This is a genomic window from Streptomyces sp. NBC_01235 (assembly GCF_035989285.1).
Lineage (GTDB): Bacteria > Actinomycetota > Actinomycetes > Streptomycetales > Streptomycetaceae > Streptomyces.
On record NZ_CP108513.1, the window covers coordinates 325,716 to 350,138 of the forward strand.

At 71.7% G+C, this 24,423-nt stretch carries 21 protein-coding genes and 1 pseudogene; 11 read left to right on the forward strand and 11 right to left on the reverse strand.

Features of this window, described 5'->3' with window-relative positions:
• Nucleotide 1: 1 nt before the first annotated feature.
• Entirely contained in the window at nucleotides 2-310 is a 309-nt protein-coding gene (locus tag OG289_RS01365) for a hypothetical protein (RefSeq protein WP_327312154.1), read from the reverse strand.
• Between the two features lie 123 nt (nucleotides 311-433).
• On the opposite strand from OG289_RS01365, the gene OG289_RS01370 reads away from it, so the two are divergent.
• Nucleotides 434-1,207, forward strand: coding sequence for an enoyl-CoA hydratase/isomerase family protein (locus OG289_RS01370; protein WP_327312155.1), 774 nt, complete (start codon nucleotides 434-436; stop codon nucleotides 1,205-1,207).
• Nucleotides 1,208-1,266: 59 nt separating this feature from the next.
• Entirely contained in the window at nucleotides 1,267-2,289 is a 1,023-nt protein-coding gene (locus tag OG289_RS01375; RefSeq protein ID WP_327312156.1) for an LLM class flavin-dependent oxidoreductase, read from the forward strand.
• An 82-nt stretch (nucleotides 2,290-2,371) separates the two neighbouring features.
• On the opposite strand, the gene OG289_RS01380 is transcribed toward OG289_RS01375, so the two are convergent.
• Entirely contained in the window at nucleotides 2,372-3,640 is a 1,269-nt protein-coding gene (locus OG289_RS01380; protein WP_327312157.1) for an amidohydrolase family protein, read from the reverse strand.
• A gap of 218 nt (nucleotides 3,641-3,858) precedes the next feature.
• Between OG289_RS01380 and OG289_RS01385 the strand changes: the two genes are divergently transcribed.
• On the forward strand, nucleotides 3,859-5,337 hold the full coding sequence (locus OG289_RS01385; RefSeq protein WP_327312158.1) for an aldehyde dehydrogenase family protein: 1,479 nt from the start codon (nucleotides 3,859-3,861) through the stop codon (nucleotides 5,335-5,337).
• Between the two features lie 193 nt (nucleotides 5,338-5,530).
• Here OG289_RS01385 and OG289_RS01390 read toward each other — a convergent pair whose 3' ends face one another.
• The gene (locus OG289_RS01390) at nucleotides 5,531-6,706 is read right to left on the reverse strand and encodes a thiolase family protein (protein ID WP_327312159.1); all 1,176 of its coding nucleotides are present in this window, start codon (nucleotides 6,704-6,706) and stop codon (nucleotides 5,531-5,533) included.
• Nucleotides 6,707-6,804: 98 nt separating this feature from the next.
• On the opposite strand from OG289_RS01390, the gene OG289_RS01395 reads away from it, so the two are divergent.
• Genes OG289_RS01395 through OG289_RS01405 form a run of 3 tightly spaced genes read left to right on the forward strand, consistent with a single transcriptional unit; the run spans nucleotide 6,805 to nucleotide 9,519 of the window.
• Nucleotides 6,805-7,929, forward strand: a complete 1,125-nt coding sequence (locus tag OG289_RS01395) for an acyl-CoA dehydrogenase family protein (protein ID WP_327312160.1) — start codon at nucleotides 6,805-6,807, stop codon at nucleotides 7,927-7,929.
• Between the two features lie 30 nt (nucleotides 7,930-7,959).
• Complete coding sequence (locus OG289_RS01400) at nucleotides 7,960-8,739, forward strand: SDR family oxidoreductase (protein WP_327312161.1); 780 nt, start codon at nucleotides 7,960-7,962, stop codon at nucleotides 8,737-8,739.
• A gap of 24 nt (nucleotides 8,740-8,763) precedes the next feature.
• Nucleotides 8,764-9,519, forward strand: coding sequence for an SDR family NAD(P)-dependent oxidoreductase (locus OG289_RS01405; protein WP_327312162.1), 756 nt, complete (start codon nucleotides 8,764-8,766; stop codon nucleotides 9,517-9,519).
• A 65-nt stretch (nucleotides 9,520-9,584) separates the two neighbouring features.
• Here the strand turns inward: OG289_RS01405 and OG289_RS01410 are convergent, their stop codons facing one another.
• The 3 genes from OG289_RS01410 to OG289_RS01420 are packed head-to-tail and all read right to left on the reverse strand — an operon-like array spanning nucleotide 9,585 to nucleotide 12,091.
• On the reverse strand, nucleotides 9,585-10,325 hold the full coding sequence (locus OG289_RS01410) for a hypothetical protein (protein ID WP_327312163.1): 741 nt from the start codon (nucleotides 10,323-10,325) through the stop codon (nucleotides 9,585-9,587).
• 22 nt (nucleotides 10,326-10,347) lie between these two features.
• On the reverse strand, nucleotides 10,348-10,869 hold the full coding sequence (locus OG289_RS01415) for a flavin reductase family protein (protein ID WP_327312164.1): 522 nt from the start codon (nucleotides 10,867-10,869) through the stop codon (nucleotides 10,348-10,350).
• Between the two features lie 40 nt (nucleotides 10,870-10,909).
• Nucleotides 10,910-12,091: a hydroxylase gene (locus OG289_RS01420; RefSeq protein ID WP_327312165.1), complete on the reverse strand. Its 1,182-nt coding sequence runs from the start codon at nucleotides 12,089-12,091 to the stop codon at nucleotides 10,910-10,912.
• Between the two features lie 285 nt (nucleotides 12,092-12,376).
• Between OG289_RS01420 and OG289_RS01425 the strand changes: the two genes are divergently transcribed.
• The 3 genes and pseudogenes from OG289_RS01425 to OG289_RS01435 all read left to right on the forward strand — a co-directional run bounded on the left by OG289_RS01425 (nucleotide 12,377) and on the right by OG289_RS01435 (nucleotide 14,597).
• Entirely contained in the window at nucleotides 12,377-12,949 is a 573-nt protein-coding gene (locus OG289_RS01425) for an AMIN-like domain-containing (lipo)protein (RefSeq protein WP_327312166.1), read from the forward strand.
• A 278-nt stretch (nucleotides 12,950-13,227) separates the two neighbouring features.
• Nucleotides 13,228-13,646, forward strand: a pseudogene (locus OG289_RS01430) (glycoside hydrolase); the annotation flags it as partial.
• Between the two features lie 162 nt (nucleotides 13,647-13,808).
• The gene (locus OG289_RS01435; RefSeq protein WP_327312167.1) at nucleotides 13,809-14,597 is read left to right on the forward strand and encodes a polysaccharide deacetylase family protein; all 789 of its coding nucleotides are present in this window, start codon (nucleotides 13,809-13,811) and stop codon (nucleotides 14,595-14,597) included.
• 246 nt (nucleotides 14,598-14,843) lie between these two features.
• Here OG289_RS01435 and OG289_RS01440 read toward each other — a convergent pair whose 3' ends face one another.
• The gene (locus OG289_RS01440; protein ID WP_327312168.1) at nucleotides 14,844-15,332 is read right to left on the reverse strand and encodes a hypothetical protein; all 489 of its coding nucleotides are present in this window, start codon (nucleotides 15,330-15,332) and stop codon (nucleotides 14,844-14,846) included.
• Nucleotides 15,333-15,430: 98 nt separating this feature from the next.
• Between OG289_RS01440 and OG289_RS01445 the strand changes: the two genes are divergently transcribed.
• Nucleotides 15,431-16,543: a tetratricopeptide repeat-containing protein gene (locus tag OG289_RS01445; protein ID WP_327312169.1), complete on the forward strand. Its 1,113-nt coding sequence runs from the start codon at nucleotides 15,431-15,433 to the stop codon at nucleotides 16,541-16,543.
• Nucleotides 16,544-16,557: 14 nt separating this feature from the next.
• Here OG289_RS01445 and OG289_RS01450 read toward each other — a convergent pair whose 3' ends face one another.
• The 3 genes from OG289_RS01450 to OG289_RS01460 are packed head-to-tail and all read right to left on the reverse strand — an operon-like array spanning nucleotide 16,558 to nucleotide 21,540.
• A complete protein-coding gene (locus tag OG289_RS01450) occupies nucleotides 16,558-20,151 on the reverse strand; it encodes a CHAT domain-containing protein (RefSeq protein WP_327312170.1) in 3,594 nt (1,197 codons plus the stop codon).
• Nucleotides 20,152-20,198: 47 nt separating this feature from the next.
• Nucleotides 20,199-21,155 (reverse strand): hypothetical protein, encoded by a 957-nt coding sequence (locus OG289_RS01455; RefSeq protein ID WP_327312171.1) that lies wholly within the window; start codon nucleotides 21,153-21,155, stop codon nucleotides 20,199-20,201.
• Nucleotides 21,156-21,162: 7 nt separating this feature from the next.
• The gene (locus OG289_RS01460; RefSeq protein WP_327312172.1) at nucleotides 21,163-21,540 is read right to left on the reverse strand and encodes a hypothetical protein; all 378 of its coding nucleotides are present in this window, start codon (nucleotides 21,538-21,540) and stop codon (nucleotides 21,163-21,165) included.
• Between the two features lie 561 nt (nucleotides 21,541-22,101).
• Between OG289_RS01460 and OG289_RS01465 the strand changes: the two genes are divergently transcribed.
• Complete coding sequence (locus OG289_RS01465; RefSeq protein ID WP_442818854.1) at nucleotides 22,102-23,280, forward strand: Cmx/CmrA family chloramphenicol efflux MFS transporter; 1,179 nt, start codon at nucleotides 22,102-22,104, stop codon at nucleotides 23,278-23,280.
• Nucleotides 23,281-23,288: 8 nt separating this feature from the next.
• On the opposite strand, the gene OG289_RS01470 is transcribed toward OG289_RS01465, so the two are convergent.
• On the reverse strand, nucleotides 23,289-24,419 hold the full coding sequence (locus OG289_RS01470) for an abortive phage infection protein (protein WP_327312173.1): 1,131 nt from the start codon (nucleotides 24,417-24,419) through the stop codon (nucleotides 23,289-23,291).
• Nucleotides 24,420-24,423 lie beyond the last annotated feature (4 nt).

A 24,423-nucleotide genomic window follows, 5' to 3' on the forward strand; every position in this document is an offset into this window, starting at 1 on the left:
CTCAGTCCGAGGCCGGCAGCGGCTTGGGGCTCTTCATCGGCAGCGGCACACCGTTCACCGCCAGGGTGCCCGGCCCCGGCTTGGTGCACAGCAGCTCCAGACCGAGTTCCTCGTCCGCGTAGCGCTTGCCGAGCAGCGAACCGCCCGACAGCTGCGGGTCCACGGTGCCGGTGGCCGGCCCCGGCGGGTTCTCCTCGGTCATCGCGGCACCGCCGCAGGTGATGTCCACTTCATGTTCAGGGCACCGGACGACGATCACGGTCGTCGTGTCGACGGTACTGGCGAGCATCTGCCCCACACGTGGCCTCATCGGTGCTTCCTCCGCGGATGTCGTTCCGTTCCGGGCGCTCCAAGACCAGGAAAAAGTATACTACTTACCTGGATCACGTCGAGATGACGGAGCGATGCGCCGACTCACGAACGGAGTTGCCGGATGGACCTCAGGACCGTTCTTTTCGAGGTGACCGACCACGTCGCCACGATCACACTGAACCGGCCGCAGGCCATGAACAGCTTCAACCAGGCGATGCTGGAGGACTTCTCCCTCATCTGGGACACGGCCAAGGCCGACGACGATGTGCACGTGGTGGTGTTGCGCGGTGCCGGCGAGCGCGCGTTCTGCACCGGCATGGACGTGAAGGAGGGGATCGACCGCCACCCCAACGTCTGGTCGCAGACCGACCCCGGGGAGTACCTGTCGCCGAAGCTGAACCAGGTGTGGAAACCCCTGGTGTGCGCGGTGCACGGGATGGCCGCCGGCGGGGCCTTCTACTGGCTCAACGAGGCCGACATCGTCATCTGTTCGGACGACGCGACGTTCTTCGACCCGCACGTCAGCTACGGACTCACCGCGGCGCTCGAACCGATCGGGCTCGCTCGGCGCATCCCTCTCGGCGAGGCGCTGCGCATCGCCCTGCTGGGCCTGGACGAGCGCGTGTCGGCCGCGCGCGCCCTGCAGATCGGCCTGGTCAGCGAGGTGCTCCCGGGCGAGCGGCTGTGGGATCGCGCCGACGACATCGCGCGCGTCATCGCGGCCAAGCCGCCCGCGGCGATCCAGGGCACGGTCCGCGCGATCTGGGAGTCCCTCGACTCCACCCGCACCCAGGCGTTGCGCACCGGGCTGTCCTACACCCAGATCGGCAACCCGATCGGGAAGGCCCAGGTGGACCGATCGGCGGTTCCCCGCGGGCGCTGGACACTGCGCTGACCCTCCCGTACGGTACGGTCCGACCGTAAAACAGTATACTTTTTTCACGGGAGGCTCCCATGCGGTTCGGCATGCCCTGGCCGGGGCGGGACGTCGGGCGCGAGGCCGAGCAGGCCGGTGTCGAGGCCTTCTGCGCCGGGGAGTTCGTCGACCACGACGCCTACCTCACCCTGGCCGAGATCGTCGCAAACACCGAACACGCCTTGGCGGGCCCGGCCATCGCCTACGCGTTCTCGCGTACCCCGTACGCGCACGCCACCGCCATGCGCCAGCTGCACGCCCAGGCGCCGGGCCGGCTGTTCCTGGGTCTGGGCAGCGCCGCGTTCCGGATCAACCGCGACTGGCTGGGCGTACCCGCCGACCGTCCCGTGGCCCGGATCGCGGAGACGGTCGAGGCGGCACGCGCCTGGCTGCACGCGGAGAACGGCGAACGGGTCCGGCACCGCGGCGAGTTCCAGTCGATCGACGCCGACGTCCGCGCCCCGGTGCTGGGCCGGCTCGACATCCCCGTCCTGCTCGCCGGGTTCAACTCGAGGATGGCCGCCACCGCGGGCCGGGTCGCCGACGGTGTCATCGGGCACGGCCTGTTCACCGACTCCTGGTGGAACGACGTCGTACGGCCCGCCGTCGAGCAGGGAACCGCCGAGGGCGACTCCGCCGGCAACGACCGCGCCGCACGGCCGCTCGAACACGGCTGGATCATCACGGCGGTCGACGACGCCGCCCCCGAACGCGCCCTCGCCGACGCCCGCCGGATGATCGCCTTCTACCTCACCGTGAAGACGTACGACCCGTTCGTGGCCCACCACGGCTGGGACGAGCCCGTCGAGCGGCTGCGCGCGGCGTTCCGCAGCGGGGACACCGACGGCATGGCGGCCGCGGTCACCGACGAGATGCTCACCGAGATCGCCGTCTGCGGGACGACCGCCGACGCGAAGGACGCGCTCGCCCGGCGCGCCGGCTCCCTCCCCCGCGACGTCGGCTACTTCGCGCCCCCGAGCTTCCTGGTCGGCCGTAAGCGCCGGGCCGCGTACGCCCGGGCCGGCCTCGCCCTGATCGGCGCCGTACCGGATCGGGGCTGAACCGGATCGGGGCTGAACCTCGAACCGCGGGCCGGCTCCGGAGCGATGTCGCTCCGCAGCCGGCCCGCGGTTCGGGCGTGGATCAGACGTCCTCGGTGACGGGGGCCGTGACGGGGGCCAGCTTCCGGGACCTGTCGAAGTGGACGACGTCGGCCAGCGTGCCGCCCAGGATGGCCGCGCGGTCGTCGTCGGACACCGACTCGTCGAAGTTGTACGCGATGCAGTCGGCGCTGCTGCGGAAGGTGCCTTCGGCATGGGGGTAGTCGTTGCCCCACATGATCGTCGACAGGCCGGTGATGTGGCGGGCCTTGACGGCCGTGGGGTCGTCCGCGAACTGCACGTGGATCTGGCGCTGGATGTACTCGCTGGGCTTGAGGGGGTAGGGCCATTTCTCGTTGACGGTGAACAGCCGCCCCATGGCCGGCTGGTCCTTCGGCGAGCGGCTGTCGTCCCAGAATCCGAGCCACCAGTCGGGGTCCTGGCCGATGCCGGTCCTGAAGGACTTGTCCATGAAGCCCATGTAGGAGACCAGCCATCCGGCGCTGAACTCGATCAGGTTGAAGTGAAGGTTCGGGAACCGTTCGCAGACGCCGCCACCGACGAGGTCGGCGATGATGCGCTGCGGATTGGCGAACCCGGCCGCGGAGTTCTGCAGCCGGCCCGACACCATGTCGTCGGTCAACTGGCCCTTGCCCATGTTGACGGCCGTCATCATGCTCCGGACGGTCATCGCGGTGTCCGACGTGTCTTCCTTGGTCTTCACCCCGCCGGTGGCGACGTGGATGAACACCGGCATCCCGTTCGCCTGGGCGGCCGTCCACACCGGGTCGTACAGGCGCGAGGCATAGGGCACGGGCGGGGTCTCCGGGATCAGGATCGCCCCCAGCCCGAGGCGTGCGCACCGCTCGATCTCGGCGACGGCCTCGGGGATGTCCGTGACGGGGATCGCCGCTGTCGGGCGCAGCCGGTCCTTGTACGGGAGGAACCGCTCGGCGATGTAGTCGTTCCACACACGTGCGTGCGCCATCGACAGTTCGTGGTCGTCGGTGAACAGCACGAACAGCGACAGGTTGGGGAACATCACCGAGGCGTCGACACCGTCGAGGTTCATGTCCCGGATGATGTGCTCCGGCTCGCCGTCCGGGGTCTCCCCGCCGAACTGCCGGTACTTGGAGATGGTCCAGCCGTCGTACCCGATGGTGTGCAGCTTCTTGAACTCGGTGTGCCCGCCCGCCACGATCGGCTCCTCGAGCGTGAACTCCTCTTCCCAGAGGGCCCGTTCGCGAAGGTGCCCGGGCAGCCGGGTCTTGAACAGATCGACCGGCTCGATGATGTGCGAGTCGCCGGACACGACAAATTCCTTGAACACAGGCGGTACCTCTTTCCGAACATCGTCGTTCGCTTGGGCGCCTCCCCCGAGTGATGGTCGAAGTTACCTGTACCGATCGGTCCAGTCAACGATTCAGTACACCCCGCTCCTGACATTCCTGTCAGGTGGCGAGCTACTTCCCCGCCATTGGCAATTCAGTACACTGAACACCGGGAACCACGGCGATCAGGAGACGGCACATGACGACGGCGTACTCGTTCTCTTCGCAGCTCTACATAGACGGACGCCGCACCGACGGCGGGTCTGACGCGCGGATCGTCGTACGCAATCCGGCGACCGAGGAGACGATCGCGGAGGTCCCCGAGGCCTCGCTCACTGATGTGCGCGCTGCCGTCGGCGCGGCCCGCCGGGCCTTCGACGAGGGCCCCTGGCCACGGATGAGGCCCGCCGCGCGGGCCGCGGTGCTGCTGTGCATGGCCGAGGAGATGGAGCGCCGGCTCCCTGACCTAGTCGCCGTCAACATGGCCGAGGCGGGGTCCGTCCGCGCCCTCGCGGAGAGCCTGCAGACCCGCGTCCCGGTGGCGCATCTGCGCGACATGGCGGAGCGGGTGATGCCGACGTTCGGGTGGGAGCGCCCGATGGAGCCCACGATCGCGCCGGGCATCGGCATCTCCCAAGGGGTGCTGCGCCGGGAGGCCTTCGGGGTGTGTGCCCTGATCTCGGCCTACAACTTCCCGTTCTTCCTCAGCATGATGAAGGTGATCCCCGCTCTCGCGGCGGGCTGCACCGTCGTCCTGAAGCCGGCGCCGCAGACTCCCCTGGACTCCCTGTTGATCGGCGACTTCGCGGACGCGGCGGGTCTGCCACCGGGCGTGCTGAACATCGTCACCGGTGACGTGGAGGCCGGCCGGGAACTGACCACCCACCCCATGGTGGACCTCGTCAGCTTCACCGGGTCGGACACGGTCGGGCGCATGGTCTACGCCCAGGCCGCCGCCTCCATGAAGAAGGCGGTCCTCGAACTGGGCGGGAAGTCGGCCAACATCGTCCGCGCCGACGCCGACCTCGACGGCGCCGTCCGCTCCGCGCTCGCGGGCATCACGACCCACGCCGGCCAGGGCTGTTCGCTGCTCACCCGCACGCTTGTGCACGAGTCCGTCCACGACGAACTGGTCGCCCGGCTGAGCGCGGGCCTCGCCGGGGTGAGGGTGGGCGATCCCGCCGACGCGGCCACCACGATGGGTCCGCTGATCAGCGAGGCCCAGCGGGACAAGGTCGAGAAGCTGATCCGCGCCGGTGAGGAGGAGGGCGCCCGGGTCGTCTTCGGCGGCGGGCGCCCGGTCGGCCTGGACCGGGGCCACTTCGTGGAACCCACGCTCTTCGTCGGCGTCGACAACGCGATGACCGTCGCGCGGACCGAGTTCTTCGGACCGGTCGGTGTCGTCATCCCGTTCCGCACCGACGAGGAGGCGGTGGGCATCGCGAACGACAGCCCGTACGGCCTGGGCGGCGCGGTCTGGAGCGCCGACACGGTGACGGCGTACGAGATCGCGGGCCGGATCCGGGCCGGCGGTGTCACGATCAACGGCGGCAGCGCCGGTGTGAACCCGCGGGCCGCCTTCGGCGGTTACAAACAGAGTGGACTCGGCAGGGAATGGGGCGAGTTCGGCCTCGACGAGTACCTGCAGACGAAGACGGTGAGCTGGGCGGCACGCTGACCGGCGTACCACCCGAGGCATGCGAGGGGCCGACGCCTCGCACTCGACGGCCGTGACCTCACAGGGAAGACGCCCGACCGGATCCGCCGGGCCGGTCTCGTCCATCTTCCCGAGGGCCGCGGCGTGTTCCCCACCCTCACAGCCGGAGCACACCGTCCGACCGCCGGGCGTCCAGTTGCTCGACCATGGTGGGCTACGCCGTCAGGACCACGGCCGACCCCATGCCGCCGCCCGCGCACATGGCCGCGACCGCCGTCCCCCTACCCCGGCGCCGCAGTTCGTGCGCCAGGGTGACGATCATGCGGGTGCCGGTGGTGGCGATCGGGTGGCCGAGGCTGCAACCGCTGCCGAACGGGTTGACCCGCTCCGGGTCTAGGCCCAGCTCACGGGTGGTGGCCACCGCCACGGCCGCGAACGCCTCGTTGACCTCGAACAGGTCGACCTCGTCGATGCCGAGCCCGGCGCGGTCGAGGGCCTTGCGGATCGCGCGGATCGGCGCGAGGCCGGTCTCCACGGGATCGACGCCCACACTCGCCCAGGCACGCACCGTCGCGAGCGGGGTGAGTCCGTGGGCGGCGGCGACGTCGGATCCGGCGACGACGACCGCGGCGGCACCGTCGTTCACGCCGCTGGAGTTTCCGGCCGTGATGGAGAAGCCCTCGATCTCGGGGTGCAGCACCTTCAGGGCGGCCAGCTTCTCCAGGCTGGTGTCGCGCCGCGGATGCTCGTCGACGTCGAACACGGACACCTGGCCGCCGCGGTCGGTGACCTTCACGGGGACGATCTCGTCGGCGAAACGGCCCTCGTCGACGGCGCGCACGGCCCGCCGATGGGAGCGCAGCGCCCAGGCGTCCATCTCCTGCCGGGTGAGGCCGGCCAGCCGGGCCGTGTTCCAGCCGACGAGCACCCCCATGTCGTTGTTGGGCGCCTCGGGCGTCGGGACGTGGGAGGGCGACATCCAGGGGTCCTGCCAGTCGTCGTCCGTGCCCGGGATCCGCCGCCGGGACACCGGTGCCGTCGACGAGGACTGCGTCCCGCCCGCGACGACCACACGGTCCATTCCGGCGCGCACGCTCCCGGCGGCGGTCGCCACGCTGGCCAGTCCCGAGGCGCAGTGCCGGTTGTGCGCCAGGCCCGGGACATGCGTCAGCCCGGCCTGAAGGGCGGCGTAGCGGGCGATGTCCCCGCCGCCGGCCAGGGATTCACCGAGCACGACGTCGTCGATCGTCTCCGGCGGCAACCCGCAGCGCTGTGCGGCTTCGCGGACGACGACGGTGGCGAGGTCGAAGGCGCTGGTGTCCCGCAGGGTTCCCCTGCGGGCGGTTCCGATCGCGGTGCGGCAGGCGGCGAGAACTACGGCATCAACCATGCAATTCAGAGTACTCAACTCGGAAGCCGCCCGTAAGCTCTCCCGTCAAGTGCGCTGCAGTTCTCGACCGGTCGATTAAAAGAGGATACCTTGCTCTGGTGAACTTCGAGCTCAGCGAGGAGCAGATCCTCCTGCGCGAGGCATCGCGCGACCTGTTGTCGGATCTGGCCCCGATCGAACGTGTGCGGGCCTGGATGGACGGCGACGAAGACGTCGACCCGGAGGTGTGGAGCCTGACGTCCGACCTCGGGTGGCCCGGGCTGGCCCTGCCCGAGGAGTACGGCGGTGCCGGCCAGGGGCTTGTGGAACTCGTGCTGGTCGCGGAGGAGACAGGACGGGCGCTCGGGCGGGGCCCGTTCACGTCCACCGCGCTTGTCGGCCGGGCGCTCGCCGCCGCCGGTCCGCCTCGACTGCGTACCGAAGTGCTCCCCGAACTCGCAGCCGGATCGCGCTGGGCCACGTGGGCCTTCGCGGAACCGCACGCGCCATGGACCCTCGACGGCATCCGCGCCACCGCCCGCACCGAGGCGGACGTCGTCGTCCTCGACGGGGTCAAGACCGCGGTGCAGGACGCCGGCGGCGCCCGCCTGCTGCTCGTCACGGCACTCCACGACGGGATCCCGGCGTCGTTCCTCGTCGACCGCCACGCGCCGGGGGTCACCGTCCGGCGCCGGCGGGTCCTCGATCCGACCCGCTCGTTCTACGAGGTCCGGTTCGAGAACGTACGGGTCCCCTACGGCCACCGCCTGGACGACGGGCCGGACGGCATCCAGCGGCTGCTCGACGAGGCGTCGCTGCTGCGGTGCGCCGACGCGCTCGGAGTGATGGAGCGCATGCTGGAACTCACCGTCGAACACGTGAAGACCCGGGTGCAGTTCGGGCGGCCGATCGGCGCCTTCCAGGCCGTCAAGCACGCGTGCGCCGACATGGCGCTGCTCGTGCACGGCACCCGGGCCGCAACGTTCCACGCGGCGATGGCCGTCGACGCCGGAGCGGACGACGCCGCCCGGGCGGCCTGCGCCGCCGCCGCGCACGCCTCGGCCGCCGCCGGCGAGGTGGCGGGCCGTGCCCTGCAACTGCATGGGGGTGTCGGTTTCACCTGGGAGCATGATCTGCACCTCCACCTGCGCCGCGCCAGGGCCGACAGCGTGCTGTACGGCGACAGCGCCGTCCACCGGGACCGGCTGTGCACCCTGCTGCGGCGGCCCCCCGTGTCCGCCTGAGCGTGTATCCGCCTGAGCGAAAGGTGTCCGATGGAGATCAAGGGCAAGAAGGCCGTGGTGTTCGGCGGCGCCTCCGGCATGGGCCGGGCCAGCGCCGAGCTGCTCGCGGCCCGCGGCGCCGAGGTCGCCGTCCTCGACCGTCCCGAGTCGGCGGGCGCCGAGGTCGCCGCCGCGTTCGGCGGGAGCTTCCATCCCGTCGACGTCACCGACTTCGAGGCGACGGAGGGCGCCCTGGACGCCGCCGTCGACGCGCTCGGCGGGCTGCATGTCTCGATCACCACCGCGGGCGGCGGCACGGTGAAGCGCACCCTCGGCCGGGGCGGCCCCCACGACCTGGAGACCTTCCGTCGGGTCCTCGACCTGAACGCGGTCGCCACCTTCAACATCAGCCGCCTCGCCGCCGCGCACATGAGCCGCAACGAGCCCGAGGACCCCGAGGACCCCGAGACCACCGGCGAACGCGGCGTCATCATCACCACCTCGTCGATCGCCGCCTTCGAAGGGCAGGTCGGACAGGTCGCCTACTCCGCGGCCAAGGCCGCCATCGCCGGGATGTGCCTCACCATGGCGCGCGATCTCGGCTCGCTCGGCATCCGCGTCCTCGCCATCGCGCCCAGCCTGTTCGAGACGGGCGCCACGGACCGGATCCCGGCCGAGACGCGGGCCGCGCTGGTGAAGGGCGCCGCGTTCCCCCGCCGCCTCGGCCGGCCCGAGGAGTACGCCAAGCTCGCCCTGGCCGTCGTCGACAACCCCATGCTCAACGGCCAGTGCCTGCGGCTGGACGCCGGGCAGCGGTTCGGGCCCAAGTGACGGACGTCGAGGGGAGATCGAGGGATGTCGAACACCGAACACCAGGGCAAGGTCGCACTCGTCACCGGCGGCGGCCGGGGCTTCGGCAAGGCGTTCGGCGCCGCGCTGACCGCCCGGGGCGCGCATGTCGTCCTCGCCGACATCGACGGCGAGGCCGCGAAGGCGGCGGCCGCCGAACTCACCGACCACGGGGGCAGCGCGACCGGCGTGACCTTCGACGTGGCCGACGAGGCCGCCGTCGACGCGGCCGTGCACGAGATCACCGACCGCCACGGCGGCCTCGACATCCTCGTCAACAACGCAGGTCTGCACGCCGCCTACAACAAACCGTTCACGGAACTCGGCCTCACCAAGGTGCGGCGGGTGCTGGACGTGAACGTCATGGGAGTCGTCATCTGCTCGCTCGCCGCGCGGGAGGCCATGAAGGGCCGCGCGGGCGCCTCCATCGTCAACATCTCGTCGTCGGCGGCCTACGCGAACCGGAGCATCTACGGCGTCTCCAAGCTCGCCGTGCGGGGCCTGACGGTGTCGTTCGCGCGCGAGTTCGCCGCCGACGGCATCCGGGTCAACGCCATCGCGCCGGGCCTGATCTTCACCGACACCGTCCGGGCCGACCTGTCGAGCGCGGAGGCCGAGCGGGTCCTCGGCGAGCAGATCCTCCGGCGGGAGGGAACGGAGCAGGACGTCGTCGAGGCGCTGCTCCACCTGGTCTCGTCGAAGTCGGCGTTCGTCACCGGCGAGACGCTGCGCGTGACGGGCGGGTTCGCGCTCTCCGTCTGAGAACGCGTCTGTGGCCGTGCCCCGCGCTGGAGTCGCGGGCACGGGCCACAGGCCTTGCGGCTGTCCTATACGGTCGCCGGTTCGGCCTCCGGTCGCTCGGCCAGCTCCTTCTCCTCGGACGTGATCGCCTTCAGCAGCACGTACGGCGTGGCGATCTTCCAGAAGACGTAGGCGATCGAGGGGATCAGGTACGCGAGGAGTCCGTTCCAGGCGAGCGGTCCGGTCTTGTTGAGGTAGACGAAGGCGCCCGGAATGAGCAGCACCCCCAGCGCCATGCTGAGCCAGCCGTACCAGCGCGGGAAGACCGGCTTGGCGCGGCGGTGGTCGATGAACGCGACGTACCCGATCGACCAGACCTGCAGCACGAAGATGCAGGCGTTGCCCACGAACATGAGCCAGAAGGTGTCGGTCATCGCGGACAGGACGTCGGCGGAGTGGGCCTCCGGCCGCCAGGCCGCGGCGGCGAGGATCGCGAGCGGGAAGAAGAACCCGAGCGGGGCCACCACACCCGTGGTGAGCTGGATCATGGAGAGCAGACCCCAGCCGCCCTCGACCCGGCGCATTTGCATGCTCGTCACGACGACGTACGGGTATTCGAACGGGACGAGCAGGACCATCAGGGCGACACAGGTGAGGATCCCCGTGCGGTGGTCCTTGAGGAACGTGACGATGTCGTCGGGGCTCTCCGTCGGACTCATCGGCGGGGTGAGGTGCCCCACGGCGAATGCGGCGAAGAATCCCACGAACAGGATGACTCCGCACCACGCAGATACGCGTTGCAGTCTGATGTGGAGGTCTTTCTTCATCTGCGGCTCCCCTTTGAGCTGATTACCATCCGACAAGCCTGTCCAGCACGAGCGCCGAGTTCGAGAGATAGTCGCCGTAGCCGCCCCGGAAGAAGAGCAGCGGTGTTTTCGGCGACTCGACGCGCAGCTCGCGGACACGACCGACGACCAAGAGGTGATCGCCGATCTCGACGATCTGCTCCACCGTGCAGTCGACCCAGGCGACGATTCCGTCCAGAACCGGGTTGCCGAGGGACGACGCCGTCCAGGCCGTGCCCTCGAACCGCTGCCGGGCCGGGCCTGTCGAAATCTTTCGCGACAGCCGCTCCTGGTTGCCGGCGAGCGCGTTGGCGCAGAAGCGTCCGGCGGAGCGGATCGTGCGCAGGGTCGTGGAGGAGCTGTCCACGAGGAACGACACCAGCGGCGGGTCCAGGGACACGGACGCGAAGGTCCCGACGACCAGTCCGTGCGGCCGCTGTTCGGCGTCCGTCGTGGTGACGGCGACCACGCTCGTGGGGAAGTTTCCCAGCACGTCCCGGAACCGCCGCCCGTCGATGTCACTCATCCGGCCTCCACCCCGACTTTGAACCCTTCTTGACATGACGTCAGATCAGCACGCGCATCGACTCGGGCAGCTCCAGGCCCATCTGGGCCAGGGCGTTGGCGTGATACGCCGAGCCGGGCACATGGATCATGTGCTGGAGGCCCACGTGGGCGTCCCGCCAGAACCGCTGGATCGGGTTGCCCCGCCGGCTCGCGTTCCCGCCGGACCGCGCGAAGATCTCGTCCAGTGCGGAGACGGCCCGCCACGCGCAGCGGACCTGGTTGCGCCGGACATTCGCCCGGTCCTCGATGGTGATGGGCTTTCCGGCCTCGGCCTGGTCGTACAACCTGCTGATGCCGTCGATGAGTTGGACCCGGGAGGCGGCGATCTCCGCCGCGGCCTCCCCTGCCGCGTACAGCACGTACGGGTCGTCTCGCACCTGCACGCCCGTCACGGCGACCCGGTCGCGCTGCTGGCTCAGGTGGACGGCGAGGGCGCCCTCGCAGATCCCGACGACCGCCGCGGTGATGCCCAGCGGGAACATCGAGCTGAAGGGCAGCTTGTAGAGGATCTCGGTGAGCCCCACCTCCTCGGCGGCGGTCCCTTCCTGGACCTTCTCCTGGCGGATGGTCCGGTACTCCGGGATGAACGCCTTGTCGACGACGACGTCCTTGCTGCCGGTGCCCGCGAGGCCGACCACGTCCCAGGTGCCGTCGATGATCTCGTAGTCCGACCGGGGCAGCACGACGTGCAGCACGCTGATCGGCCCGGCAGGCCTGCCCTTCCCGTCGCCGACGAGCGCGCCGAGGAAGTCCCAGCCGCAGTGGTCGCTGCCCGAGGAGAACGGCCAGCGCCCGCTGAGGACGTAACCGCCGTCCACCGGATCGGCGATGCCGTTCGGCATGTAGGGGGAGGCGATCCAGGTGTCCGGGTTCTCGTCCCACACCTCGTGCGCGAGGCGGGGGTCCAGCTGGGCGAGTTCCCACGGGTGGACGCCGACGACTCCGCTCACCCAGCCCGCGGCCCCGTCGTGCCGGGCGACGGCCATCACCGCTTCCGCGAAATCCCGGGGGTGGGCGCAGTAGCCGCCGAACTCCTTGGGCTGCAAAAGCCGGATCACTCCCGCCGAACGCAGAAGTTCGACGGTCCGGTCGCTCAACTTGCCGAGTTTCTCGTTCTCATCGGCGAGTGCGGCCAGTTCGGAGCCCATTTCCTCCACACGGTCGACCACTTCATGCGTCACTCCGCACACCTCCTGCACCAGCGGCTGCCTCACCTGTGCCGCGCGTAGCGGCGGGACGCGCTCATTGTCATTTCGGGGCTCAATGGACCGCTTGGTACTTTCCGCTGACCGGGACAGGGCACTTCTCCCCCGCGGACGCAGGAGCCTCACCGGCCGACGACGCCCCGACGGGTGGACCCCCGGGTCGGCGCGTTCGCGCCATACCGAGGCGCAAAACCGTACAACCTATGGGCCAATCAGGTTGTCTCTGTTGATGTCCGACACGCATACCCTTCCGGGGAGATCATGGTGCGAAACAGAACCATTTGGGCCACCGCAGCCCTCCTGACCGCCACACTGGGCGTGGCCGCAGCCCCGGCCGAGGCCTCGCCGGTCACCGCGACCCGGGCCGCCACCGCCTGTCCCACCGGCTGGGGCAGCCTGGACAAGACGTACCTCGCCGGCACGTCGACACCGGTGACGAACGTACGGACCGGCCGCCACGACTGCTACGACAGGTTCGTCATCGACGTCCCCGGCGCGGGCGCCGGCCAACTCGGCTTCTCGGTGGGGTACGTCGACCAGCTCGAACAGGACGCATCCGGCCGCCCCATCCCCGTCGGTGGCGGTGCCATCCTGGACGTCCGGGTCAACGCGCCCGCCTACGACCCCGAGACCGGCGCCTCCACCTACCCCGGACGGGTCGCGCAACCACTGCCGGGCGTGAACCTCACCGGGTACAGCACCTTCCGTGACACCCGGTACGCCGGGAGCTTCGAGGGGGTGACACAGTTCGGGCTCGGCGTGCGCGCACGCCTCCCCTTCCGGGTGCTGCGCCTGGCCGGCGCCCTCGTGGTGGACGTCGCACACACCTGGTGACCTCCACGGGCATTGCTCACCTGCGCGGCGCACGGACGCCCGGGCTCATCGAGCCGGCGCCGGGCGCCGCGCGTCCGTGGGCCGGCAGTCGCCGCTCGCGCCCCCCTTCCCCCGCGCACCCCGCAGAGGACCGGATGCAGACCTTCGATTTGTCAAGTACCTGACAGTACTGGTCACGGTTCTCACCCTCCAGACCCCGCACCGGCCGCGGTCGCCGCCGCCCAGCCCCCGCCGCCCCCGGGCCCCTCGCCCGGGCCCCTCGCCCGGCGGCCCCGACGGCCCCCGACGGTCTGCGGCTGATCGGCCTCAGCCACACGGTGCGGGCGATGCCTGTGCACCGACACGAACGGCGACGATCTGCGCGCCGCGGGCAACACCCGGACGGTCGTCACCGACGAACGCCATGTCCCGGCAGGCCGATACCGGGCCGGTGGCCACACCAAACTCCAGTGCCCCACCGACCAGTTCCTCATCGGCTACAGCCGCCGTGGTGACCGTATGTCGGCGGCGCTGTGCGTACCCGCCCGCACCGCGCTGGACGGCACCGGACGGACCGTCTGGTTCGACCGGTCCAACAACCGGCCCTCCCGTGGCCCCGGCCTGCGAATTCGCCCAGGGCCACAACAAGGGCCAGTACGCCGCCGGTATCGCGCTCACCACCCGCGTCGGCAGCACGCCGGGCCCCGCGGCCCTGTTGCGCAGCCCGTTGCGGCCCCGAACACCGTCCCGTGCGCGCGCTCTTGCGTCCCGGAATCCTCGCGGAACTGTCCGTGATCGGTAACAGAGGGATCCCGCGGTGCCCTTTCCCCGTCCTCACTGCTGCTGGGGCTTCCACCAACAAGACGAGGACAGGGCAGACATGGCGCGGCATGGCGGGCGGGGATGGTACGGCCGGGTACTCGCGGCGGCGGTCGGAGTGACGGCGGTGGCGGCGGCCACCTCGGTATGGACGGCGCAGGCCGGCCAGGCCGACGGCCGCCGGGCGGAGGCAGGCGTCTCGGCGAGCCCCTCGGCAGCGGGCGCCGCGGACCGCGCGCCGGCGGCGGTGGCGGTGGACATCGCCCACGCGTCGGATGCCGGTGCCCGGGGCGTCAACATCACCATCGACGACGGGCCGGACCCGGTCTGGACCCCGCAGGTCCTCCAGGTGCTGGAGGAGAACGGGGTGAAGGCGACCTTCTGCATGGTGGGCACGCAGGCCCAGGCCCACCCGGACCTGGTCAAGGCGGTGGTGGCGGCCGGGCACCGGCTGTGCGACCACTCGGTGTCGCACGACACCACGATGGACACCAAGCCCGAGTCCTACCAGTCGCAGCAGATCCTGGACGCCGAGCGCATGATCACCGAAGCCTCTGGGGGCGTGCGACCCCTGTACTACCGGGCCCCCGGCGGTGCCTTCACCCCCTACAGCCGTACCCTCGCCGCCTCCCACGGGATGCGGCCGCTGGGCTGGAACGTCGACACCAAGGACTTCGAGCACCCCGGCGCCGCCGCGATCGTCGCCACCGTCAAGAGCGAGATCTCCAACGGCCCGACCATCCTCTTCCACGACGCCGGCGGGGACCGCTCCCAGACGGTCGCCGCCCTGCGCGAGGTCCTGCCCTGGCTGAAGCAGCAGGGGTATTCCTTCGGCTTCCCGGTGCGCTGAGCGGCGGCCCCGTCCCCACCGGCGCGAGCCGCCGGTGGGCCCTCCTTCGGGCGGGTGGCGCTGCCGAGCCCAACCTCGCGCTCGACCCCGAACACCCGGAGGAGGCGGTCGCGACCGCGTTCGCCACCGGCCCCAAGGGAGGTCCCTTCGCTCCGATCTGCGTCTCGACCGACGGCGGGGCGACCCGGGTCCTCAGAAGCATCGTCCCCGGCGGATCAGCCGGGACCGGCACCGGGGACATCACCATCAGTTTCGCGCCGCCTGACCAGCCATGGCGTCGACATCGAGGACGATCTGCTTCATCTCCGGCCACGGCGGGTGGAAGCTCTTGCCCCACCGTGGAGCTGAGGACCTTGCCCTTGCGCAACTCCACCAGACGGCGCGCAAAGGCGTAGTCGTCGCTGGTTCCGCAGGTCGGGCAGGGGGGCCGGGACGCCGGGCCACCGGTACGGAGAGCGGGCGCGTGGCCACCGCGGACAGGATTTCGGGGTGGGCGTGCACCACCGAGGCGAAGGCGCGCGCGATCCCGCGCAGTTCGGCGCGCCAGGGCCGGTCGGAGGACTCGGTGTCCCGGGCCGGCCGGATCTCCTCGGACGTGGCGCGCAACCGGTCGTCGACCTCGTCGAAGAAGGCCTCGACCAGGCCGTCGACCAGCGCTTCCCTGCCGGCGGGGTGGCCGCGGGCCCACCCATTGCGGAACGCGCTCTGGGCCCACGCCGTGCCTTGCGCAACCATGGAAGGCGAAACAGGCATCGCACCAGGGGGAGGGGCGGTCGATGAGCGGTGGATGGCGAGGATGGGGGCGGCGGAAGGCGGGGCGGCGCCCCGGGCCCGTGGAGCCGGAAGGTGGCGCGAGCGGCGAGTTGGCCGAGGGCGTCTCGTACAGCATCACGACGCGGGACGGTGCCGACGGCCTCCCGGTCGTGAACGTCAAGCTCACGATGACACCGGAGGCGAAGGCGCGCTGGACGCTGAGTGCCGCTTACGAGGGCAAGGGCGAGACGCACCCCGACACGCTCACCGCGGCCTACGAGTTGGCCGAGGTGCTGTGGCGGCAGGGTTCCGCGGACGAGGCGGTCGAACTGTTCCGCTACGTCGTCGCCGGCCGCCGGACGGTGATCGGCCACGGGCACCCCGACACGCTGGCGGCCACGTCGTCTCTGGCACGGGCGCTGGAGGAGCTCGGCGAACTGGGCGAGGCGGAGCAACTGACCCGGATGGTGTGGGGCGAACAGGTCCACGCGTCCGGTGAGGCTGATCCGGAGGCCCTGAGGAGCCTGGCCCGGCTCGCTCGCCTCACGCTCGCGCAGAACCGGCCCGCCGAGGCGGAGCAACTGGTCCGGCGGGCGCTGGCCGGCCGCGAGCGATCCCTGGGCCAGGACCACCGGGACACCCTGCGCAGCCGCAACGACCTGGCGGGGGCCCTGCGGGCGCAGGGCCGGCTGGAGGATGCCGAGCGGCTGTACCGGCAGGTGGCGGACGACGCCGGACGGCTGCTCGGCCCGGCCGACTCGCTCAGTTCGGACGCGCGGGCCAACCAGGCTGCCGTCCTCGCCCACCAGGGCCGGTGGGCCGAGGCGGAACTGCACTACCGCACGGTGGTCGACCTCCGCGTACGGAACGCGGGCGTGGGCCACGTGGACACGCTGTCGACGCAGAGCAACCTGGCGTCGGTGCTGCACGGGGCGGGCAAGGTGGGCGAGGCCGAGGCGCTGATGCGCACGGTGGTGGAGGGGTACTCCGGGCTCTTCGGGGCCGACCACCCCCGAACGGTCTCCGCCATGAGCAATCTGGCCGCGATGGCGCACCGCCGGGGCGACCGGGCCGAGGCGGAGGCGCTGTGCCGCAAGGTCGTCGCCGCGTACGAGCGCCGGTTCGGGCCGGGTGACCCGCGCACCGCCGAAGCCCGGGCGAACCTGCGGCTGGTCATGGAGACCGGCCGCTGAACGGTGCGGGCCGGTCAGACGCCCACGTGGATGTGCGAGGCCCACAACGAGGGGAACCAGGCGTACCGGGCACGCAGATCGGCCACCGTGGCGTGCAGGGCGAGTGCCACCTGGTCGTCCTGCGCCAGGGGATCCGTCCCGCTGGCCCCTGGGTGCGTCGGCCCGCGCCGGGCGAGCGCCGCGTAGAAGGCCGTGGCCATCTCCGGCGCGAGTTCGTCCCCGACCGGCCACAGGGTGCCCACCACGTGCCGGAAGCCGGCCAGTTGGAAGGCGCCGGTGATGTGGATGGCCTCGTCCACCAGCTCCCGCCGGGTGGAGGACGTCGCGCAGGCGGACAGGTAGGCCAGGTGTGCGCCCTCGAGTCGAAGCCCGGCGACGTCGGTGACGGTGAGAGGACGTGTCTCGTGGTCGTGGGTGAGGATGCGGCATGCCGAGGGGTCCTGTGTGTCGGCCACGGCGTGGCAGGCGAAATGCACGGACCGCGTGTGACGCAACGCCTCCAGCACGCCGTCCCTGGTCGCCCTCTCGCCGACGAGGACGACGGGTTCTCGATGGTCGGTCAGGTGCCGGCCCACCGCCCGGGCTTCGGCGTCCGCGTGCGGCAGGTCCCCCGCCCCCGGAGTGCGCGACATGCTGACGATCAGCTGCCGCGAGCCGTCCGCGGGGGTACCCGTGCGCCGCGTGCGCGCGTGGTGCAGCGCGCCGACGGTGGACGTGTACGAGGACACCACCCACGCAAGGACGCACCGCCGGTCGTCCGCGGCGGCCCGGGGGCCGTGATAGCCGGCCGCGTGCAGCGGCAGGAAGGCCAACGATCCCTGGGGGCACCACCACACGCGCGCGGGCGCGCCGTCGGGTCCTGACGGTGTGGGGAGGGCGAGCCGTTCCAGGACCGGTCCGGTGATCGTGTCCCACAGCCACTCCAGCGTGTCCGCGACCGTCTCCTGGCGGGCCAGCCGCTGGTCGAGGCCTTCCGGGCCGCCTGCGGTTGCGTTGACGGCGGAGAGGAAGTCGGCGACCCTGCGCTGGACCTCCTCGGCGGTGGTCCCCAGCGGAACGACGTCGAGTGCTCCGTCGGCCACGATCAGCGCATCGCAGCGGACGCTGATATTGATCAACACGACCGGTCCCTTCCCGGCCCGCCGGATGATCTCCGTCGCGGACGGCGGGCGCAGGAAGTCCGTCATGCCGGGCAGGGACCGGATCTCGGCCACGAGTTCGTCCCACTCGGCCTCGCGGGTCCGCAGCCGTTCGACGGCCTGCTGTTCCTGTGCCGCGGAGGACACGACGGCGCGGGGAGGCGCGGGATCCTCCGCGTCACGCAGCCGTACGAATCGCTCGGCCAGCTCCGGCGCGCGTTCCCGCAGTCGGCCCATGTCGGTCTCCCGGGATCGCAGGAGACGGCCGAGCAGCACGCCGCGCCCGTGCTCCAGTACCTCCAGGGCCTGTTCGGGCCGGCCGGCCTGGAGCGCGTACGCGGCGGCCTCGGCCGCAAGGCCGTGCTCGCGGGCCAGCACATGCTGCTGGTCCGTGCGGTCCAGGTCGCGGGCGGCCAGCCGCGGCAGGAGCCGTACCGCCTCCGTCAGCCAGTGGCGGGCCGCCTCCCAGTCGTGTCGCGTGCCGCACACCTGTCCGAGGGTGACACGGGCGCGCAGGCGCGCATGGACCGGCGCGGTGCGCACCTCGACCGAGCCCCGTGCCACGTCGTGGGCCTCCGCCAGGAGACGATCGTCGTCCGTCGCCAGGAACAGTTTGTGCAGGGCCTCGGCGAGCGCGTTGCGCGAGGAGATCTGTGCCGGGTGATCGGCCGGGTAGCTGTCGACGAGCGCGCGCAGCAACTCGACGCATTCCACGAGATCGGCGTCGTTGCCCAGGGCCTCGGCACGGGACCGCAGGGCCTCGGCGAGCTGCAAGAGGGTGATCCGGCCGGCTGCGGAGTTGGCCGGCCGCAGGGCCAGTACCTGGCGCAGCAGGCCCACCGCCTCGTCGACATCGGCGGTGCCGACGCCGACGGCGTCATGACGCAGTCGCAGCAGGAGAGCGAGATTGCCCAGCAGGGAGGGACGTTGGACCTCGCCGGCCGGGCAGGCGGCGAGCGCCGCGCGCTGGGTCTCGATGGCCTCGTGCAGGTGAGGGCGGTGGCCGGTGTGCTCGTAGCGGGCGAGCTGGGCGCTGCCGAGGGTGGACAGCACGGCGGGACGGTCCGAGGCGTGCGGCGACAGCGCGGCGAGGGCGCGGTGGAGGTGTTCGTCGCACCGGTCGAGGTCGCCGAGGTCGTGGCGGGACTGGAACCGTTGCAGCAGGTTCTGGCCGAGGGACGCGTGCAGCGCCGCGAGGTTGAGGCTGTCCGGCGGGGCGTGTCGGACGGCGTCCCACTGGAGTTCGATGGCCTGGTCCAGGTCGGCCACGGAGCCGGTCCGGTCGTGACGGTGGGCCAGTTGCACGGCGAGGACGGAGGCGGCGGCCCTGGCGTTCTCCGCGGAGTCCTCGTCGGAGCGGAACTCCTCGAGGGCGGTGCGCAGCCGGCCGATGGCCGACTCGAGATCGGCCGGATCGTCCGTGAGGCCGTACCGGCGCGCGTGCGCCTCGCCCAGCTCGAACAGCGCCACCCCGCGGTTCGGGTCCTCGTGGGACATCGTCCGTGCGGTCTCCCCCAGTGCCCCCAGGGCCCAGTCCGCCCACCGCGCCTGCCCGGTGAGTTCGGCCCGTCCCAACGACAGATGCGCCGCCCGCACGGTCACCAGCAGGCGTTCGACACTGTCGAGGGAGTGGTCCGTGTCCAGGACGTGCCGCAGGAGCGCGACGGCCTCGTCCAGTTCTCCGAGACGGCCGTCCAGCCGGAACCGGTCGGCCAGGCGCACGGCGAGTTCGACGGTCAGCTGCCACGGCTGCTCCCCGCCGGTTCTGAGCATCTCGTCGCGTGCCCTGCGCAGGCCCTCCACCGCCTCGTCGAGAGTTGCCCGCTCCTGCGTCAGGTTGTACCAACTACCCAGGAATATGGCCAGGTTGACCTGCCTGGCCGCCCAATCCGGGCTTCCGCGGGGGGTTTCGGCCAGGGCCCGGCGTTGCGCCGTGGCGGCCTGGAGCAGGTGCTCGCGGTCCCCGCCGAGGTCGTACAGCTCCCCCAGCACCTCGGCGAGAGCGCTGAGCTGGGCGGCCCGTTCGCCGGGCATCGCGGGCGGCAGCGCCACGCTACGGCGCAGCAGCTCGGCGGCTTCCTCGAGTGCGCGACGCTCGCCGGTGCGGTGGTACAGCAGTCGCAGGGCGCGGCCGAGGCCGTAGAGGTAGACCTCCCGGTACCGGTGGCCTTCGGGGGCCACGTCGAGGGCGCGCCGGTAGGAGTGGATCGCACGCTGGAGGGTGGGCAGATCGCGGGTGTGCTCGTACACCTGCGCCTCGGCGTAGGCGAGGTTCCTCAGGTGCACGTCCCGGCCGGGGCTGTCGTCGGTGGTGGCGTCGACGACCTGACGGTTGAGGTCACGAGCCCGCCGCAGCGCGGCGACGTCCCCCGTGCGGTGGTAGACCTCCAACTCCCGCAAGCCCTGCCGGTGCATCTCGTCGACGGACGACCCGGCCGACCTTCCCGAGCGAGGAACACCGTTGTCCATTCCACCACCATACGGTCGCAGGCCGCCCCGTTCGTAGGTCTCGGCTCTCAAGTCCCGGGCGTGGGCGAGGAGTCGAGGGGGTCGATCGGGTGGATGTAGCGGGACGGAGGCGGCAGGCCCTGACGCCAGTGCAGGCACAGTGCCTCCGCCAGTGTCCGTTCCTCCTGGAGGCTGTCGGGGAGCGGCAGGTGCAGGGCCGCCAGCAGGTGGAAGCGGTGCAGCTCGAACGCCGCGCGGACGGCGTCGCCGTAGGTGAGCGCCGCCTGTACGGCTCCGTGGTACGCGAGCACGGCCACGGCGGCGGGAGCCAGGGCGAGCAGCAGCCACCAGCCCGAGCGGAGCAGCAGCGCAGTGCTGACCAGCGCGGTCGCCGCGTTGGTGACGCACAGTCGGGCCGCCGCGTCGAGGGAGTCGCGGCAGTCGTCGACCACGGCCCGGGCACGGTCTCCGAGCACCGGGTACAGCCGGGGCCAGGCGACCGCGGCGTCCCAGCCGTGCTCCCGGCCGGCCGTGTCCCGCAGCGCCGCCAGCACGTTGCCCAGCGCCGTCGGCCGGACGAGGTGGTCCGGGAGCGGATACCGCCGCCGCAGCGCGGCCGCCGCGGCGCCCGCCCGCTGCACCCTTTCGGGCGACGGGTCCCCCGCCGATGCTTCCAGCTCGGCGCGCGCCGCCCACCTCGCCTTGCGCCGACGTTGCAGCGCCCGCCCCGGTCCGGCGCCGAGCGCCTCGGGCCATCCGCCCTCCAACAGCCGCATGACGGCTAGCTGGAAGGGCTGAAAGACAACGGCGACCACTGTGGTCCCGACGACGATCCACACCGCCTCCCCGGCCCCCACGCCGGTTGCGGTGCGCCAGGCCCGCCGCAGGGAGACGTCGGCCCCGGGCGCTCCCGCCCAGACCAGGAGCAGCACGAACACGGTCGCCACGTACGTCGGCAGATAGGCCACCGAGAAGAACCTGACCGAGCCGTCGAGCGGCTTGGGGACGACGGGCCCGAGGCTCACGCCGGGCTCACCTCAACTCCATCGGTCCGTGGTCGCCGGTCCGGCACTCCGGCCGGAACCGGTCGTCGTAGAACGCGGTGTAGGCGGAACTCCCGCACACCGCACAGCGGAACGCGATGACGCTGAACCGGGTCGACTCTCCTGGAGCCGCGGCGCGCACCTCGTCGCCGGGGCCGCGGTTCGGCTGCATTCCGAGGACGGTACGCAGGTACCCACTCGACGTGGCACCGACCCGCTCGTCGCCCACGACCAGCAGGATCCGGTCCGGATGCTCCTCCGCCGCGAGCAACCGCCCCAACACCTCCGCGACGTCGTTCAGTGCGGTACCGGCGGGAAACAACAGCCAGGAGGCGCCCTCGCCTTGCGCCCTCGGATCCACCAACATCGCATACCTCATACGCTGTTGCAGCCTCCGCATCTCCCGCACCCGCCCGTCCGCATGCAGTCCAGACTCTACCCACGAGCAAGCGGTGCATGAGATTCACCGGTCAGGCCGGGTGCCGGCGGTCGGCCATGAAGGCTGCGAGGCCCGTCACCGGATCTTAGCCCCGGCGCGAGGGGTGCGAGCGGAGCGAACGCCGAGGCCACCGGCCCCCGCGAGACCCAGTCAGCCGAGCCGTCGCGCGGCAGCGCGCGGAAGACGCAGTTCATGACGCCGGACTCTGGCAGATCCGCCGGGAGTCCGCCGGCCGCCCCCGCTGGTCCAGTAGTGTGCGTCGGGTGATGAGCCCTGAGTCGGACAGAGCCGAGCCGCCGGTCGATCGGCGGCGGGTTGGCTGACCGGTCGACGACCGGTTGGTGATCGACCCTGTTTCCGGCGGCCGGACACGTGCTCCGTGTGTCTCGTCCGGTTTCTGCCATCGCCTCGGTCGGTCGCAGGTGACGTAGGTCGACGTGTGACGCGCGGATGCTCCTGACCACGCATTCCGACGCGGGAGTCGATCCCTTGCCTGTGTTCATCCACGTCCTCGGCCTTGCCGTTTTCGCCCAAGGAACCTCCGAGTTCATGCTCTCCGGTCTCGTACCGGGAATCGCCCACGACCTGTCCGTGTCGGTGGGCGCCGCCGCGAGTCTGACGTCCGCGTACGCCATCGGGATGGTCGTGGGCGCACCCCTGATGGCCGCGCTGAGTGCCCGTTGGCCACGCCGTCGCGCGCTCGCGGCGTTCCTGGCCGCGTTCGTCGTCGTGCATGTCGTCGGCGCCGTCACGACGAACTTCCCCGTGCTGTTCGCGACCCGGGTCGTCGCCGCGATCGTCAACGCCGGTTTCCTGGCGGTCGCCATGTCCGTGGCGACCGCTCTGGCGCAGCCCGCGCGGCAGACCAGGGCCACCGCCGTCCTGTTGTCGGGCGTGACGCTGTCGTGCGTCGTCGGCGTGCCCGCGGGCGCGCTGCTCGGCGGCTGGTCCGGCTGGCGTGCGGCCTTCTGGGCGGTCGCCGCGCTGTGCCTGCCCGCGTTGACGCTCGTCTTCCGGTCCGCGCCCGCCGACGCGGCCCGGCCGCGGGATGTGTCGATCAGGGAGGAGGCGCGAGCGCTGAGGTCACGGCCGGTGCGGTCGACGCTGCTGCAGGCGGCTCTGGTCAACGGGGCGACCTTCGCGACGTACGCCTACCTCGCCGTCATCGCCACGGACGTCGCCCGCCTCCCCTACGGTGCTGTTCCCGGGCTGCTCGCCGCGTTCGGTGCCGGGGCCTTCGTCGGAGTGACCGCGGCCGGACGGGTGGGCGACGGACGGCTGGGGCGCGGCCTGGTCCGCGCCCTGTGCGCGCTGCCGGTCGGTTGGGCGGCGCTGGCCATCACCGGCGCGTGCGCGGGCCCGCTGTTCGTACTGGCGGTCGTCCAGGGCGGGCTCTCGTTCGGTGTCGGATCGGCCCTCGTCGCCCGCGTCATGCGCGTCGCGTCCCACGCGCCCTCCCTGAGCGGGGCGTTCGCCACCGTCGCGTTGAACGTCGGCGCCTTCCTGGGGCCTCTGCTCGCCGGCGTCGCGACGGGCGCCGCCGACGACTACCGGGGCGCCGCGTGGGTCAGCGCCGGCCTGGCCGCGGCGGCGACGGCGATCACCGTCACCGCCGCTTCCCGTGCCCGCACACGCGCACGCGCACGCACACAGGAGCAGCCGCTGTAGACACCGGTTCAGCGCGGGGTGCCCGAGGCGCGATCGGCGTAGTGGCGGGCCAGGGCGTGGAAGGCCTGCTTCGGTTCCCAGTGCCAGCCCGCCTCCGGGTGCCCCGGGCGCTTCTGGACGGTCTTGGTGATGGCGTAGGAAGCCAGGTCGAGGTCGTAGCGGGGGTTGTCCGCACGGTGCGGGGCGTCCGGGGTGACGAACTCGAAGGCCATCGCCGCGTACAGTCCCATCGCCTCGAAGACCTGGAGGAGTGCGGTGACGAAGTCGGCCTGGGTGCGTTCGCTGCGGACCAGGTGGCCCTTGATCTCCTCGGGGTCCTTGTCGTAGTCGACCACGTCCCAGCCCATGCCGTCCGTCTCCGGGGCGCCCACGTAGGCGCACGTACCGAACTCGGTGATGGCCAGGGGCTTGCCCCGGCCCAGGTGGCGGCGCAGTTCCCGCACGTGGTCGGCGGGTCGGGGGAAGGAGGAGTAGTAGTCGATGCCGACGACGTCGAACAGGGACCAGTCGACCTGGTCGTCCTGTGCGGCGGCGTAGCTGAGCCGGCCGTCGAAGACCGAGCGGCCTGTCCTGGCGGCGCGGGCCGTGAAGGCGTCGAGGCGGCGCTGGACGACCACGGGGTCGTAGGTGCCGTTCAAGCGGTTCTGTACGCGCTCCAGCACCGTCTCCCCCGGCAGGATGCCGGGCACGAACAGCCAGAACTCGCAGCCCACGCTGAAGTCGACGCTCGCGCCCTGCCTGCGCAGCCGCTGCGCGAACCGGCCCGTCTCCGCGAGGTGTTCGAGGATGTCCCGCTGCGGGACGTCCCCCAGTGTGGGTTGCAGCCATACGTGCAGGCCGTGTTCGGCCGCCTCGGTCGCGGTCGCCGCGAGGCGTTCCACTCCGTCGCCGGTGACGTCGACCGTGTCGGCGTGCAGGTCGTGGCGGACGGCCCGCAGGTCGGCCCGCATCCGCTCGACGTTCCAGCCCGTGGCCGGGGTCTCACCCTCCCCCACCGTGTAGACGACCCCCCGGTGCCTGAGGCCGCGCCGCCGTCCCGTGGCCTGTGCCCGCCCCGCCGGCCCGAGCGCACCCGCGGCGCCGACCGCCGCCATCCCGGCCAGGAAGCCGGCCCGACTGATCCGATTCGTTTCCGCCATGCCC